At 69.1% G+C, this 14,755-nt stretch carries 11 protein-coding genes and 1 pseudogene; 6 read left to right on the forward strand and 6 right to left on the reverse strand.

The genetic code is table 11. The features are described from left to right. Positions 1-102 precede the first annotated feature (102 nt). The 3 genes from JQX13_RS06930 to JQX13_RS06940 form a co-directional block, all read right to left on the reverse strand. Entirely contained in the window at positions 103-1,401 is a 1,299-nt protein-coding gene (locus JQX13_RS06930) for a cation:proton antiporter (RefSeq protein ID WP_203408263.1), read from the reverse strand. Between the two features lie 16 nt (positions 1,402-1,417). Further along, a complete protein-coding gene (locus tag JQX13_RS06935) occupies positions 1,418-4,087 on the reverse strand; it encodes a TIGR02266 family protein (protein WP_203408264.1) in 2,670 nt (889 codons plus the stop codon). Positions 4,088-4,266: 179 nt separating this feature from the next. Beyond that, positions 4,267-5,622, reverse strand: coding sequence for an SBBP repeat-containing protein (locus JQX13_RS06940; protein WP_203408265.1), 1,356 nt, complete (start codon positions 5,620-5,622; stop codon positions 4,267-4,269). Between the two features lie 272 nt (positions 5,623-5,894). Between JQX13_RS06940 and JQX13_RS06945 the strand changes: the two genes are divergently transcribed. The 5 genes and pseudogenes from JQX13_RS06945 to sitI6 all read left to right on the forward strand — a co-directional run bounded on the left by JQX13_RS06945 (position 5,895) and on the right by sitI6 (position 11,453). Then, on the forward strand, positions 5,895-6,926 hold the full coding sequence (locus JQX13_RS06945; RefSeq protein ID WP_203408266.1) for an AAA family ATPase: 1,032 nt from the start codon (positions 5,895-5,897) through the stop codon (positions 6,924-6,926). 9 nt (positions 6,927-6,935) lie between these two features. Continuing rightward, complete coding sequence (locus tag JQX13_RS06950; RefSeq protein ID WP_203408267.1) at positions 6,936-7,814, forward strand: DUF58 domain-containing protein; 879 nt, start codon at positions 6,936-6,938, stop codon at positions 7,812-7,814. Then, a complete protein-coding gene (locus tag JQX13_RS06955) occupies positions 7,811-9,913 on the forward strand; it encodes a BatA domain-containing protein (protein ID WP_203408268.1) in 2,103 nt (700 codons plus the stop codon). Before JQX13_RS06950 ends, JQX13_RS06955 begins: the two co-directional genes overlap by 4 nt. Positions 9,914-9,992: 79 nt before the next feature. After that, a complete protein-coding gene (gene sitA6 / locus JQX13_RS06960; protein ID WP_203408269.1) occupies positions 9,993-10,715 on the forward strand; it encodes a SitA6 family polymorphic toxin lipoprotein in 723 nt (240 codons plus the stop codon). A 13-nt stretch (positions 10,716-10,728) separates the two neighbouring features. Further along, a pseudogene (sitI6, locus tag JQX13_RS06965) lies at positions 10,729-11,453 on the forward strand (SitI6 family double-CXXCG motif immunity protein). 12 nt (positions 11,454-11,465) lie between these two features. On the opposite strand, the gene JQX13_RS06970 reads toward sitI6, so the two are convergent. From JQX13_RS06970 to JQX13_RS06980, 3 genes are all read right to left on the reverse strand, one after another. Further along, positions 11,466-12,071 (reverse strand): hypothetical protein, encoded by a 606-nt coding sequence (locus tag JQX13_RS06970; RefSeq protein ID WP_203408270.1) that lies wholly within the window; start codon positions 12,069-12,071, stop codon positions 11,466-11,468. Positions 12,072-12,088: 17 nt separating this feature from the next. Then, entirely contained in the window at positions 12,089-12,517 is a 429-nt protein-coding gene (locus tag JQX13_RS06975) for a hypothetical protein (protein ID WP_203408271.1), read from the reverse strand. A gap of 97 nt (positions 12,518-12,614) precedes the next feature. Then, positions 12,615-13,007 carry a response regulator gene (locus JQX13_RS06980; RefSeq protein WP_239015251.1) on the reverse strand — a complete coding sequence of 131 codons (393 nt, stop codon included), beginning with the start codon at positions 13,005-13,007 and terminating at the stop codon, positions 12,615-12,617. Between the two features lie 108 nt (positions 13,008-13,115). On the opposite strand from JQX13_RS06980, the gene JQX13_RS06985 reads away from it, so the two are divergent. Next, complete coding sequence (locus tag JQX13_RS06985) at positions 13,116-14,753, forward strand: CocE/NonD family hydrolase (RefSeq protein ID WP_203408273.1); 1,638 nt, start codon at positions 13,116-13,118, stop codon at positions 14,751-14,753. The last annotated feature ends 2 nt before the right edge of the window (positions 14,754-14,755 follow it).

The raw sequence follows: 14,755 nt of genomic DNA on the forward strand, positions 1-14,755 counted from the left end.
CACGCACCCCTCTTTCCCCTGAAAATGTCGAGAGGGAGGGGGCTCAAACAGGATCAGCAGGGAAAGCGAGACAACGAGAGGGCTCCGCGGCCCGACATGGGCTCACGCCCGCGAGTGGTCCTGCTCGTAGCGCTGCATCAAGGGCGTCACCGAGATGCCGTGCACCACGATGGACACGGCCACCACGGTGAGCACGAGCGGCACGAGCTGGTGCGCCATCGACTCCTCCACCCCGTGGTTGAGGGCGAAGAAGAGGTAGTAGAGCGAGCCGATCCCTCGGATGCCGAACCAGCTCATCATCCAGCGCTGGGGGCGTGAGGTGCGCGTTCCGAGCAACGAGAGGAGCACGGCGGCGGGGCGGATGCCCAGCAGGAGCAGCGGCGTGAACCAGAGCGCCTCGGAAGACAACGGCAGACCCGCGAGCAGGATGCCGAGGAGCAGCACGAGCCCCACCTCGGTGATGCGCTCGAGCTGCTCGTTGAAGTCCAGCACCGCGTGGGCCATGTAGGCCGGAGCGTGCTCCGGATCCGTCGCCGCCTCGTGCTTGTGGCGTGCGTGAGCGCTCTTCTCCACGAGCTCCGGTGGCTTTCCCAGGTTCGACTTCTTCTCGATGCGCCGCAGCGCGAACCCGGCGGCGAACACCGCGAGGAAGCCATAGGCGTGGAGGAGCAACGCCACCCCATAGGACAGCGCGATGAGCCCCAGCGCGAGGAAGTCATCGAGCCCCACGGCCTCACGGTGGGTGCGCCGAAGATAGAGGATGATCCGTCCGATGGCGCCTCCCAGCAGCGTGCCCACGCCGAGCCCCGCCACCACCGCCCACACCAGGTCCACCGCCACCCAACGCCACAACCCCTCGCCCAGGGGGTGCAACCCGAGCAACCCCAACCCGAGCATCACGAAGGGAAAGGCGGTGCCGTCATTGAGGCCCGCCTCTCCCGTGAGCCCGAAGCGCAGGGTCTCGCTCTGGAAGGGGCTCTCCACCTGCACGTCCGAGGCGAGCACCGGATCCGTCGGGGCGAGCACCGCGCCCAGGAGCACGGCCGCGCCCAGGGGCAGGCCCATCAACCAGACGCCCGCGGCGGTCACGAACCCGATGGTGAGCACCATCGTCAAGGAGGCGAGCCGCACGGCGATGCGCCACTCCGGTGCCCTCAGCGGCGCCCGCAGCTTCAGACCCGCGGTGAAGAGCGAGATGAGGACCGCGATCTCCGTGAGGTGCTCGAGCAGCTTCGCTTTCGCGTAGGGGTCCAGCCGGTCCAGGCCCAGACGACCCACGGTGAAGCCCACCACCAGGTAGAGCATCGAGGTGGACAGGGGCAGGCGCTTGAGCACCGAGCCCCCGAGCGCCATGGCGATGAGCAGCGCCCCGACAATGATGAACCAGCTCACATCGTGCATGAGGCCGGTGCCCCCGCTACGCCTTGCCCACCACCTTCTTCAGGAAGCCCCAGAAGCGACCCGAGCGCTCCTTCAGATCCTGACCTCGCCGCTCCTCCGCCGCCCGTGCCGCGTCCGACGCCACGCCCAATCGCTGCCGCAGTTCCTCCGGCGTGTAGCGCGTCGCCAACGTCGCCTTCATCTCCTTGCGCGTCGAGTACTCCTGCGCGTTCACGTGCAGCACGCACTCCGAGTCCAGCCGCAGCGTCACCGCCACCCGCACCGAGCCCTTCGGGCCCTTGGGCAGGCCCTCCAGCCGCACCGTGCCCAGGTACTCGTTCGCCGAGATGTGCGTGTCCTCGCCCTGGAAGATGGACAGCTCCATCACCTCTTCGTTGTCCCGCGTCGTGGAGATGGCGAACGAGCGCTGCGCTGGCAACGGCGTGTTGCGCTCGATGACGCGCGTGAACGCGCCTCCGGGCATCGCCACGCCGATCGTCATGGGCAGCACGTCGATGAGCACCACGCTGCTCACCTTGTCCACCGCGTTCGAATACAGCGCCGCGCCCAGCGCCACCGCCTCGTCCGTGTTCACGCCCGCGTGTGGCGGCTTGCCGAACACTTCCTTGAGCTTCTCGCGTACCAGCGGCATGCGGCTCTGTCCGCCCACCAGGAGGATGTCGTCGATCTCCCCCGGCCGCATCTTCGCGTCCAGCAGCACGTCGCGCACCACGTCCAGCGTGCGCATCACCATCGGCAGGCACGCCTTCTCCATATCCGCGCGTGTCAGCGTGACGTGCATGTCTCGCGGCTGCCCCGTCTCGTCCATCATCAGCATCGGGATGTGGACGTCGTAGGAGCTGGCCTCCGAGAGCGCCACCTTCGCCCGCTCGGCCGCGTCCGTCACCCGCGACAGCGCGATGCGGTCTCCCTGGAAGGACACCTTCTCCTGCTGCTGGAAGCGCTCCAACAACAGGTCCACCAGCACGTTGTCGAAGTCCATGCCGCCCAGGAAGATGTCGCCTCCCGTGGCCAGCACCTCGAACACGTTCTTGTCGATGCGCAGGATGGTCGCGTCGAAGGTGCCACCGCCCAGGTCGTAGACGAGCACCTTCCGGGTCACCTCGCGGTTGAGCCCGTAGGCCAGCGCCGCCGAGGTGGGCTCGTTGAGGATGCGCTCCACCTTCAGCCCCGCCATCCACCCCGCCCGGCGCACCGCCTCGCGCTGCGGCTCCGAGTAGTACGCCGGCACCGTCACCACCGCGCGCTCCACCTTCTGCCCGAGGTGCTGCTCCGCCAACTCCTTGCACTCGCGCAGGATGATGCCCTGCACCTCTTCCAGCGACAGCACCTTGTCGCCCATCCGCACCGCCGCCCGGCCTCGCGCGTCGGGGACGATCTCGTAGTGGAAGCGCTCGCGGACCTGGTTCACCACCGCGCTGTCGAAGGGACGGCCCACCAGGCGCTTCGCGCCGTAGATGGTCTGCTCCGGGCGCAGCAGCACCTGGCTCTTCGCGCGGTGGCTCACCAGCAGCTTGCCCTGCGAGGAGAGCGACACCACCGAGGGGATGGTGTTGTAGCCCTCACGCGAGCGCAGCACCATGGGCTTGTTGTTCATCACCACCGCCACGCACGAGTTGGTGGTGCCCAGGTCGATGCCAATCACCGGGCCCTTGCTCTCGATGTTCGCGGGCGGCGTGAGGAAGACGGTGCTCACCTGCCCAGGAGAGCTCTTGGGCTCGGAAGCGAGCGGGGCCGCCGGCTTCGCGGCCACGGGCGCGGGCGTGCCCACCTGGGACTGCGCCGGGGCGATGGGCGCGGCCGGAGTCACGGGCCGGGCCGCGGGGGGTGGTGGAGCCGGCTTCCTCGCGACGGGCCTGTTGAGCTTGCCCGCCACCGGCCGCGCGAACTCGAGCGGCTCGTCATCATCGGACGACTCCAGCTCGAACTCCACCGCGCTCCCGCGATGGACGGAGGCCGCCGGCTTCGGGACGGCGGGCGTGGCCGCCGCCGAGAGGTCCGCCAGGTCGAACTCCTGCATGCTCCCGGACGGGCGTGGCTTCGCGGCGGGTGGGGCCTCGACCCTCGGGCTCGCGGGCGGAGGCGTGCTGGCGATGAGCTCGTCGAGCGGGATGTCGACGGCGGTGATCGGCGGAGGAGGAGGCGGAGCCAGGGGCTCGCTCGGGCGGGCCACGGGGACGGGCCGCGCGACGGGCATGCCGGGGGACACCGGCGACACCGAGGGAACCGCCCGCACCGGAGGCACCACCGGGGCGACCGGCGCCGCTGCGAGCGGCCTCACGGTGGCCACCGGCACGGCGGCAACCGGGGGCGGCGTGTTCGCGGGCATCGTGGGAATCGCCGCGGGCGTCGCGCCCTTGCGCTGCAACATCCGCTCGACGAGCGCCTGCGAGGGCGCGTCCAGCTCCGTGAACTGGATGCCCATGCCGGGAGGGCCGGACAGATCCTCGGGAGGCCGCACCCAGCGCACGATGGCCGCGCCCCGCATCACCCGCAGGCCGTCGGCGATGCGCACCTCGAACTTCACGGGCGTCCCCACCGGTTGCGGCTCGCGTGAACGGATGAACATGCCCCCAGGGCTGATGTTGACGGCGAACTCCTCGACGAAGCTGCCTATGTCCGTGTGCTTGAGCTTTACCAGCAGGCCCACGGCCTTGCGTTCCGTGGTGCGCCGTCCCTGATCCATGTTTCTGACTGTCGCGGGTCCCACTGTCCCGCTCAAGTCTTTCTCTCCTCCTTCGCCTGCCTGCCCGCCGCTCACACGATACAGGTGCACACATGAGCGACCCCGGTAGGCCTCGCCCCGCGAAACCCTTTAAGTTCTTCGCGCTTTTTGGGAAATCGCAGGGGCCTCGGACTGGAAGTTCACGGAGTCAGCAGACGCAGGAATGCATCCTGGTCCCAGGCGTTCCCCGCCGCCGCGCCGCCGTGCCGCTGGTAGCCCGCGAGGGTGACGCCCTGGCCGGGGACGACCCCCAACGCGGTCCCCGTCACCGGACAGTCCCCCTCGGGGCACTCACCGGGTGACAACAGGCGCTGCTCGCGCTGTGTCCCCTCGGGGGCGTACGCGCTCAACGTGCCACCACAGAGGGCCACGACCTGGCCCGCGTCGTCCACCGCCACCACGGGAGGAGCCGACGCGGCGCCACACTCGAGCGGCCGTGCCCAGCGCTCGGCGCCGTCCGGGTCCGCCGCGATGACGAAGGCTCCCGGACCGGAGAGACTCGTGTCGCCCCACGGCAGGGTGTCGCGGAACCCGCCCACCAGCACCGCGCCCCCGTCCGGATCCAGCTTCAGACCGGTGACGTGGCCGTCCACGCCGCGCCACTCCCTGCCCCACGCGAGGCTCCCGTCCCTCTCGAAGGCGAGGAGCACCAGTCCCTGCCCTCCATCGGACCCGAAGGCGCGGCCATCCACCGTGAGCGGTCCCACGAGGCGTCCGGCGAGCAGCGTCCGGCCGGAGGGAGCGAGCGCCACCGCGTGAAGCTCCGTCCCCTCGGCCACCAGCTCCAGCTGCCGCGTCCAGACGAAGGCCCCCTGAGCGTCATGATGGGCGAGCACCGGGACATGGCCCTCCGGCGTCCACTCCTCGGCCACGACGAGCACTCCCCCCTCCCCGTCCGCCGCCATCCCGTACACCTTCTGGCCCACGCGCCGCTGCCAGAGGGGTTCGCCCTCGCCGGAGAACTTCACCACGAAGCCATCGGTGGCCGCGCCCAGACCGAAGTCCAGCGGGTACAGGAAGGCATTGCCGGAAAGGAAGACATCGCCCGAGGGCGAGGCCGCCACGCCCGGCGAGGCCACGCGCATCCGCGAGAAATCACGGACCCACCGCTCCGTCCCGTCCGGGCCATACTTCGCCACCGAGAGGCCGCGCCTCTGGCCGGGCACGGAGTCGCGCTCGTCATCCTCGCGAGGCGTGGAGAGCCACACCACGGAGATATTGCCCGAGCCATCCACGGCGAGCCCCGTGCCGGAGTCGTCCTGCGGCCCTCCGAACCGGTGGAACCAGGAGCGCCCCCCGGGCCCAGGCTCCACCTCGGGAGGAGGGCTGGAGGGCGTCGCGTCCACCGGCCCGGTCGTCTCACCCGGGGGAAGGTCGGCGGGTGGGGACTCCGGCGAGCGCGGGTCGGCGCCACACCCGGCGGCCAGCGCCAGCAGCGCGGCGGGCACGAGCCCCTTCCACAGACGGTTGGTGTGTACTCCTGAATCCTGGTGCATGCGTTCTCCCCACCGTCGCTTCCGGCCCGAGCAGCCCGGAGACACGAACCGGGGGAAGGTAATGGGGTCATTCCCACCGGCATCCCCCCGCTCGTGGGGTGGTTCGAACCCCCCCGGAGGGCAGGGGGACGGCCTCGGGCGTCGGAGGGCGGGTGAACGTCCGGTGGCAGGAATACGAGGACGCCGGAACGGTTGGCACCCCACGTTCGAGCCGCGCCCCCCTCGCGAACCCCTTGGACCGCGCGCCGCCCGCGATTAAGAGAACGCTTCTCATGGAAAACGCCGCCCCCATCCCCCCGCCGCCCGCTCCGGAAGCCACCCGCGAGGACCTCCAGGCCGTCGAGGAGCTCGCCCGGGCCAAAGCTCAAATCCTCGCGCAGATCGAAAAGCGCGTCGTGGGGCAGCGGGACGTGGTGGAGCACCTGCTCATCGCGCTCTTCGCCCGCGGCCACTGTCTCTTCGTCGGCGTGCCCGGCCTGGCCAAGACGCTGCTCATCTCCACCCTGGCGGACGTGCTCAACCTGTCCTTCAACCGCATCCAGTTCACACCGGACCTGATGCCCTCGGACATCACCGGCACGGACATCCTGGAGGAGGACAAGGCCACCGGGCACCGCGCCTTCCGCTTCCTGAAGGGCCCGCTCTTCGCCAACATCATCCTCGCGGACGAGGTGAACCGCACCCCGCCCAAGACGCAGGCCGCCCTGCTGCAGGCCATGCAGGAGTACCGCGTCACCGCCGGTGGCCGCACCTACCCGCTGGAGCTGCCCTTCCTCGTCTTCGCCACGCAGAACCCCATCGAGCAGGAGGGTACCTACCCGCTGCCCGAGGCCCAGCTCGACCGCTTCATGTTCCTGGTGGACGTGGGCTACCCCACCGCCGAGGAGGAGGTGGAGATCGTCAAGTCCACCACCGGCGGGTCGCAGCCCAAGCTGGAGAAGATCCTCTCGCCCGAGCGGATCCTGGCGCTGCAGGACCTGGTGCGCCGGGTGCCGGTGCCGGACCACGTGGTGCGCTACGCGGTGGAGCTGGTGCGCCACACGCGGCCCAAGGAGCCGGGCGTGCCGGACTTCATCGCGAAGAACGTCTCGTGGGGCGCGGGCCCTCGCGCGAGCCAGTACCTGGTGCTGGCGGCCAAGGCGCGCGCCATCCTGAACGGGCGCTTCGTGGCGTCGGTGGAGGATGTGAAGGCGGTGGCCCGCCCGGTGCTGCGCCACCGCGTGCTGCCCAACTTCACCGCCGAGAGCGAGGGCACCACCTCGGTGAAGCTGGTGGACCAGCTCGTCGCACTGGTGAAGGGATAGCGCTCGCGCATGCTGCTGGATGCCCAGACACTGGCCCGGCTCCAGGGCGTGAAGCTGCGCGCCCGCGCGGTGATGGAGGGGGTGCTGTCCGGCCTCCACAAGAGCCCGCACCAGGGCCAGAGCGTGGAATTCGCCGAGCACAAGGAGTACGCGCCCGGTGACGAGCTGCGCCACCTGGACTGGAAGGCCTACGGCAAGTTCGACAAGTACTACGTCAAGCGCTACGAGCACGAGACGAACCTGCGCGCGGTGATGGTGGTGGATGCGTCCGCCTCCATGGGCTACCGCAGTGGCGCGCTCTCCAAGCTGGACGTGGCCACCACGTTGGCCGGCGCGCTGTGCTACCTGCTCGTGCGCCAGCAGGACGCGGCCGGGCTCGCCCTCATGACGAACGGGCGCTTCCAGGACGTGCCCCCGCGCGCCTCGGCCGGCCACCTCAACGTGCTGCTGGACGCGCTCGAGCACGCCACGCCCACCGGCGGCACCCACCTGGTGTCCGCCGCGGACCACCTGGCCGAGGTGCTCCCGCGCCGCTCCTCCGTCGTCGTGCTGTCGGACTTCCTCGACGAGAACCAGGACGCGCTCAAGCGGATACTCGCGCTGCGCCAGCGCAAGAACGACGTGGCGGTGTTCCACCTGGTGGACCCGGCGGAGCTGACGTTCCCCTTCGATGACCCCACGCTCTTCCTCGACATGGAAGGCCAGGGCCGCATCGAGGTGAACCCGCGTGAAATCAAGGAGAGCTACCTGGAGGAGTTCGGGGCCTTCCTGGCGAACGTGAAGTCGGCCTGCGCGGAGGCGGACGTGGACTACGAGCTGGTGCGCACCGACGAGCGGTTGGACGAGGTGTTGCTGCGCTTCCTGGGGAAGCGGGGGAGGCGCCGGTGACGTTCGCGCATCCGTGGATGCTGCTGGGCGCGCTGGCGGCGCTCATTCCGCTGCTCGTCCACCTCTTCGACCGGCGGCGGCCCCGGCCCCACCCCTTCGGGCCCCTGGCCTTCGTGCTGCGCAGCCAGAAGCGCACCGCGAGCCGGCTCAAGCTCAAGCGGCTGCTGCTGTACGCGCTGCGCACGCTCATCCTGATTGCCCTGCCGGTGGCGCTGGCGCGGCCGGAGTGGAAGCAGGACAAGGCGGCGGCGGCGGTGGTGAAGGGCCCGGCGGCCACGGCCATCGTGCTGGACGCGTCGCTGTCCATGCGCTGGTCGGACGGTACGCCCCTCTTCGAGCGGGCCCGGGACGAGGCGCGCGACGCGCTGGCGGACCTGCGGCCCGAGGAGCCCGCGACGGTACTGGTGTGCACGAGCTCGCCCCTGCCGCCCGCGGCGCCGGGCTTCGACCGCTCGAGGATGCGTCAGGTGATCGACGAGGCGCAGCCCACGTTCGCGGGGGCGGACCTGTCGCGCTGCCTGGACCTGGCGGCGCGCTCGCTGGAGGAGAACCCCATGGCGGGCAAGCGCCTGGTGGTGGTGTCGGACCTGACGGCCGGCTCCATGCGCCTGGAGGCGCCGGTTCCGACGGTGAAGGGTCCCACGGGAGAGGCGATACGCCCCGAGGTGGTGCTGCGTGACGCGGCCAACGGCAAGGACACGCTGCCCAACCACGCGCTGGTGGACCTGAAGGTGGAGCCCGCGCTGCAGGCGGGACCGCGCGCCTTCCAGTTCACCTTCACGGTGAAGAACTTCAGCGACACGCCGCTGAAGGACCTCGAGGCGGCGGTGCGCACGGCGGACACCACGCTGGGCAAGGGCTTCGTGGACGTGCCCGCCAACGGCACGGCGCAGAAGTCACTGACGGTGCGCTTCCAGCAGGGTGGCACGGTGGCGGGTCATGGCGCGCTGACGCCGGATGGGCTGGCCGAGGATGACCGGCGGGCCTTCGTGCTCGCGGTGCCGAGGCCGTTGAAGGCGCTGGTGGTGAACGGCTCGCCGAACCCCACGCGCTACCGGGACGAGGCCTTCTTCATGGAGGCGGCGCTGTCGGCTCCGGGCTCGCCGGTGCAGGTGGCGGTGCGGGACGCCGAGGCCGGGTGGCGCGAGGACCTCGCCCAGTACGACCTGGTGTACCTGCTGAACGCACCGGCGCCGGACGAGACGGAGGCGGAGAAGCTGCGGGCCTTCGTGGAGAACGGCGGCGGACTCTTCGTCAGCATGGGCGACCACGTGGACCCCGAGGCGTACAACGCGCGACTGGGAAGCCTGCTGCCGCGCAACCTGCGGCTGGTGCGCACCAGTGTGGAGCGCGAGGACCCGGACGCGGACGACAAGGCGGCGAAGCTGGCGCAGGTGCGGGTGGAGCATCCGCTCTTCGCGCCCTTCACGGGCCGGGCCGAGGAGGGCCTGGTGGGGGCGCGCTTCTACCGGTACATGCTGCTGGAGGCGGACGGGAGCGGCACGCCCCAGGGCGCGAGCCAGGTGCTGGCCACGTACGAGGACGGGGCTCCGGCGGTGGCGGTGGCGCGACGAGGCAGGGGCCGGGTGGCGCTCTTCACGAGCACGGTGGACCGCGACTGGAGCGACTTCGCCATCCGCACGAGCTTCCTGCCGCTGATGCAGCGCTTCGCGGCGTACCTGGCGGGCTCGCTGGAGGAGCGCGAGGAGCAGAAGGTCCGCGTGGGCGAGACGCTCGCACTGCGGCCCGAGGGCGCGCAGACGGTATCGGCGGTGAAGGCGCCGGATGGCACGGAGGTGCCGCACAAGGCACAGCCGGACGGTACGGTGCTGGTCGGTCCGGTGGAGCAGCCGGGGACGTTCTCGGTGTTGGGAGGAGACGGCAAGCCGGTGAGCGCGCTGGCCTTCGCCGCGACACTCGACCCGGCCGAGAGCGACTTGAGCCGGCTGCCACAGGACGCGCTCTCCGCGCACTTCGGCGAGGAGACGGTGAAGGCCTCGAGCTCGGATGCGGAGCGCCCGCCCGTGCCGCTGTGGACGTGGCTCATCGTGGCCGCGGCGTTCGCCTTCTTCTTCGAGGGCACGTTGCTGCGCAAGTAACCCCCTCTCCCTCTGGGAGAGGGTTGGGGTGAGGGTCTACCGCCCGTCGTGACAGGGGAACGCTACACTTCCGGGCTCCTTGACCAGACCGCGCCTACTCCCACTCTCAATATCTCTTGCTGTGCTGCTGTCCGCATGCGCCGCGACGTCTCCGGCTATGCGCACGTGGGAGGACACGCAGCGAGACGCTCCCACCGCGTGCGAAGCCCCGAGCGATGACCCGTGTGTCGTGCTCGCATGCGACGAGGGGGAATGCGGCGCATTCAGTTGCGAGGACGCAGACCCGGAGTCGGTGGCACATGCCGCTCTGGCGCACGGTGCGGAGTTGGCGCGCTATCGCCCTCCCATGCGAAGCCCCGGCACCCAACGAAACTGGAGGCGCGCTGGGCTTCGGGAGGATGCAAGGCCCCGGCTGACGTTCCATTTCCGCTACCGTCATGGCTTCCTCCCAGCCTTCCCCCGACTCGAAGGACGGCTGCTCAAGCACCACCTGTTCCCCCAGGCTCAGGAGCTCAGGACGTGGTTCCGGGACAATGGCATCGACGTCCACGCCTGGACGATGGCCATCCCAGAGCAGGTGCATCTACGCATCCATCGCGGAGCAAGCGGTGGCCCATGGAACGAGGCATGGCGCCAGTTCATGCACGCCAACGCCCGCCGCAGAGTGCCTCCGGAAGAAATGTTGCGAAAAGCCTTCGAGCTGGCCTACCGCTTCGACATCGTTGGCCTCCTCGTGCCTTACGGTCACCCGCTTGTCCCACCGGTCCCCAGCTCTTCGCGGATTGAGGGTTGCGCTGAATGAAGGGTGAAGACGCGTGAAGCTCTATGAGCTCACAGGCGACAAGGCCCCCCGTTACACGGGAAACCTGAACGCTGGACACAAGTGGGGGCTGCCCGGCGTGGATTGGTCCCAGCCTTGTCCTACCTGCCGCCTGGGTGGCGCCTTGGTGGGGCTCCATCATCCCTGCGTGGACCTTTCGGGCATCCCGGAGCGCGAGAAGTTCCATGAAGCGCAGCCAGTCCCCTACGAGGAGTTCGTTCGTCTGCGCGAATTGGTACGTCCACTCGCCCCCAAGTGGGCCCTGCTGGAACCGGGCGCGACATTCGGCCCGGTGGAAGGCTCCGGGTTGGGGTACTTCGGCCAGCTCTTCATGCAGAACCCTGGACACTCTACGCTCGCCGCGAGGCGCTGGAGCGATTACAGGTGGTCGGCATCCGGGGCCTCCAGGGCTGCCCCATCAAGGTCCGCTTCCGGCAGAAAAACCATCCGGAGTTGCTGGAGCTACAACTGGAGTTGCACGGCCAGTTCCATCCCAAGTGCCTTCCGCCAGACCGCAAGCCCACCTGCCTCACGTGTGGCAACGACCCGAACCCCCTCCCGAAGAAGTTCTGGCTCGCGGCCTCGTCGCTACCCGAGGACGTCGACGTCTTCCGCTTCCGCGATGCACCCGGCTTCATCTTCGCTAGCGAGCGCATGGTTGATGCGGTGAAGCAACTGGAGCTGGACGGAGTGCTGTTCCGAGAAGTGGAGGTCCGCTGATTTCAGGCACGCTCACCACCGATCGTCCGTGAAGAGGCAGTCGATGAGCCGGGCCTCCTTCATCGCGACACAGCGGTATTGAATGTCGGGCACCGGTGTAAAGAGTGTCTCGTTGGGCAGTCGTGGCGCCCCCAGTTCCTCGCACAAGAGGCGCACCAGCACCTCTTCGTATTCCCGCGTCGCAGGCACCGGTTCGTAGAAGGTCTGGGAGGGACGCCACCGGTGCTCGGCGATGCGCTGCTTGAAGGAAGTATACGTCGCCGCTACGGGCGCGAAGATGCTCACCAGCCCCACCACGTATCGGAATTCCTCTCCGCCTCCTTCTACGGGAACCCTGTCGGGAAGGAGCAACCGCACCCGCCAACAATTGTCCGAGATGAGGATGGTCCAATCCTCCACCTTGCACTGAGGCACTTCTTCGCGCAGTCGCGCCAGGAACGCCTTCCAGCGTTCCTTCCCGGTTTCAGCGGCTGCACTACGAGCGGCCTTGAGCCGCTGGTACTCGGGCGTCGCGCCGTAGCCCAGCTCCGACTCCCAGATGTTCGCCGGGAGGTAATGGTGGACCAGTTCGACGAGCTGCGAGGCGGTGGGAAGCCCTGACTCTGTACCCTCTGTCATGAAAAGTCCCGGTGGTCTCATGGTAGGAGCTGCTCGATGCGAGAGCCGGGAATCAATAGCTCGAGTTCACGCAGCATCTCGACTTTGAACCGCAAGCACAATTCCGCGGACAGATAGCCCTGCCCGGCCACACGTGCCGCCGCGGCATCCGCGGCCTGTGCCGCCATCCGCTGGGCGAAGCCATCCGTGACGGGTCCATTCCTGTTGATCTCGGGAACCTGCACCGACAAGTGGCAGGAGACGAAGTCCGGTTCGTCCGGGAAGCGCAAGAGGTTGATGATCAACCGGGCCGCCTTCCACCCGCCGGAGTCCTCCCCATCATGAGAAACAACGGGGACGAACTCGAACTGCGACGGCGAGATACCTCCTGGCCCGCCCGCGATCGAGACGCACGCGGAAACGGATAACAGCCCCACGACGGCAACGAGTCGCAAGAGGGTGCCCATCCCCCCCCCCCGCCTATCACGCCGAGCCCACTCCACCGTGTCACCGTCAGGTGACGGTGTTCTTGAGTTGGTCCTTCTCGCGTGGAGCGGGTGCCCCTCAGTAAGCCTCCGCGGCGGATTGTTCGGGGGCTGGGGCCGGCACCGGCTCCTGGATGTTGTCGAGCGCCTGGGCCACGGCATCCTCGAACTCTTCCAGCGGACAGCTCTTGGAGAGGACATGGACGCCTGGGAGCCGGGGCGCCCGCCTGGAGCTGTGCAGGATGATGGGAATGCCCTCGAGCCCTGGGTCCCGCAGGAGGCTCTGGCAGAGCTCGACCCCGTCCATCCGAGGCATCATCCAATCCGTCACGATCAGGTCCGGCCGCTGCTGATGGGCCTTCTCCAATGCTTCCATGCCATCGTGCGCCTGGATGACCTGGTCGCCCATGATTTCAAGTACGTCGGTGTAGAGGTCCAGCAAGTCCGGTTCGTCGTCGACCAGGAGAATCATGCTCACGGTGGCATCCCCTCTTTCCGGAGCGCCTGACCTGGATGGCTATCTCGCGCCCCTCAATTGGGAGGAGTCGCCCTCACTGCCGGTGTGATTTCATGGTCGGCCATGACCATCGCCAGCCGTGTCCTCGCACGTCTCCTGGAATTTCCACCCGCGGACACCCACGACGTCACCGTCGAGCGGGACATCGAGGTGCCGATGCCCGATGGAATCAAGCTGCTGACCGATCGGTACGCCCCTCGTGGTGGTGGCAGGCTTCCGACCCTCCTCGTGCGCTCGCCCTATGGCAGACGGGGCTTCTTCGGCCTCCAGTTCGGAAGACTCTTCGCCGAGCGTGGCTTCCAGGTGCTCGTCCAGAGCGTCCGCGGCACCTTCGGCTCGGGCGGCCAACTCGACCCGTTCCGCAACGAGCGGGCCGATGGGTTGGCGACACTCGAGTGGATGAAGAAGCAGGACTGGTTCTCCGGCGAGTTCGCCACGCATGGGCCCAGCTACCTCGGCCTCGTGCAATGGGCGCTCGCCCGTGACGCGGGTCCCGCCTTGAAGGCGATGGTGGCGCACGTGACCGCGTCCCAGTTCCGGGACCAGACCTACGCGGGCGGCGCCTACTCGCTCGATACCACGCTGTCCTGGGTCCACCTCGTCCGCACCCAGGAGAAGGCCGGACTGGCGGCCGTGCTCGCGCGGCTCGGCGCGGCCCGCAAGCTCAAGCCCCTCTTCCAACACCTGCCGTTGAACGAGGTGGACGCGCTCGCGGTCGGAGAGCGGGTCCCCTTCTTCCAGGACTGGCTCGAGCACGATGCGCCGGGAGACCCGTGGTGGAACCCCGCGGACTTCAGCGGCTCGGTCTCCGAGGTCACCGCTCCCGTGCATCTGATCGGCGGCTGGTACGACATCTTCCTGCCCTGGCAGATGAATGATTACGCCGCGCTCCGCCGGGCCGGGCGTGCCCCCTACCTGACCATCGGGCCCTGGACCCACGCCGCTCCCGCGGGAATGGCGGCCGCCGCGCGCGAATCCCTGGTGTGGCTCGAGGCCCACCTCAAGGGTGACCGTAGTCGTTTGCGCGAGGCCCCCGTCCGCCTCTTCGTCATGGGCGCGAACGCCTGGCGCGACTTCTCCGAGTGGCCTCCGCCAGGCGCCCGCTCCCAGCGCTGGCACCTGCAAGCGGGCCGGGGCCTCTCTCCCGCCACGCCTTCGGCCTCGGAGCCCGACCGCTACCGCTACGACCCGGCCAACCCGACCCCCACCGTGGGCGGTGCCCTCCTGACGAACGAGGCGGGCCCGAGGGACAACCGCGAGTTGGAAACGCGGCCCGACATCCTCACGTACACCAGCGCGCCGCTCGAGAAGGACCTCGAGGTCATCGGCCCCGTCCAGGCCGAGCTCTTCGTCCGCTCCAGCCTCCAACACACCGACTTCTTCGCCCGGCTGTGTGATGTCGACCCATCGGGCAGGTCCATCAACATCTGCGATGGGCTGCTGCGCCTCGTCCCCGGCAGGCCCGCACCCGAGCCCGATGGCACCTCGCGCGTCTCCATCGACCTGTGGCCCACCGCCCACCGCTTCCTCGCGGGCCACCGCCTCCGGCTCCAGGTCTCCAGCGGTGCCCACCCGCGCTTCGCTCGCAACACCGGCAGTGGTGAGCCGCTCGCCACCGCGAAGACGCTCGTCCCCGCCGACCAGAGCGTCTTCCACGACCCCGCCCACCCCTCCGCCCTCATCCTCCCCGTCATGGGCTGAGC

Source organism: Archangium violaceum (genome assembly GCF_016859125.1).
In the GTDB taxonomy this organism is placed as follows: domain Bacteria; phylum Myxococcota; class Myxococcia; order Myxococcales; family Myxococcaceae; genus Archangium; species Archangium violaceum_A.

Excerpts from the sequence above, each read along its gene's own strand:
- JQX13_RS06970 (WP_203408270.1), bottom strand. The coding sequence starts at position 12,071 with ATGACAGAGGGTACAGAGTCAGGGCTTCCCACCGCCTCGCAGCTCGTC.
- JQX13_RS06975 (WP_203408271.1), bottom strand. The coding sequence starts at position 12,517 with ATGGGCACCCTCTTGCGACTCGTTGCCGTCGTGGGGCTGTTATCCGTT.
- JQX13_RS06930 (WP_203408263.1), bottom strand. The coding sequence starts at position 1,401 with ATGCACGATGTGAGCTGGTTCATCATTGTCGGGGCGCTGCTCATCGCC.
- JQX13_RS06935 (WP_203408264.1), bottom strand. The coding sequence starts at position 4,087 with ATGGATCAGGGACGGCGCACCACGGAACGCAAGGCCGTGGGCCTGCTG.
- JQX13_RS06980 (WP_239015251.1), bottom strand. The coding sequence starts at position 13,007 with ATGATTCTCCTGGTCGACGACGAACCGGACTTGCTGGACCTCTACACC.
- JQX13_RS06945 (WP_203408266.1), top strand. The coding sequence starts at position 5,895 with ATGGAAAACGCCGCCCCCATCCCCCCGCCGCCCGCTCCGGAAGCCACC.
- JQX13_RS06950 (WP_203408267.1), top strand. The coding sequence starts at position 6,936 with ATGCTGCTGGATGCCCAGACACTGGCCCGGCTCCAGGGCGTGAAGCTG.
- JQX13_RS06940 (WP_203408265.1), bottom strand. The coding sequence starts at position 5,622 with ATGCACCAGGATTCAGGAGTACACACCAACCGTCTGTGGAAGGGGCTC.
- JQX13_RS06985 (WP_203408273.1), top strand. The coding sequence starts at position 13,116 with ATGACCATCGCCAGCCGTGTCCTCGCACGTCTCCTGGAATTTCCACCC.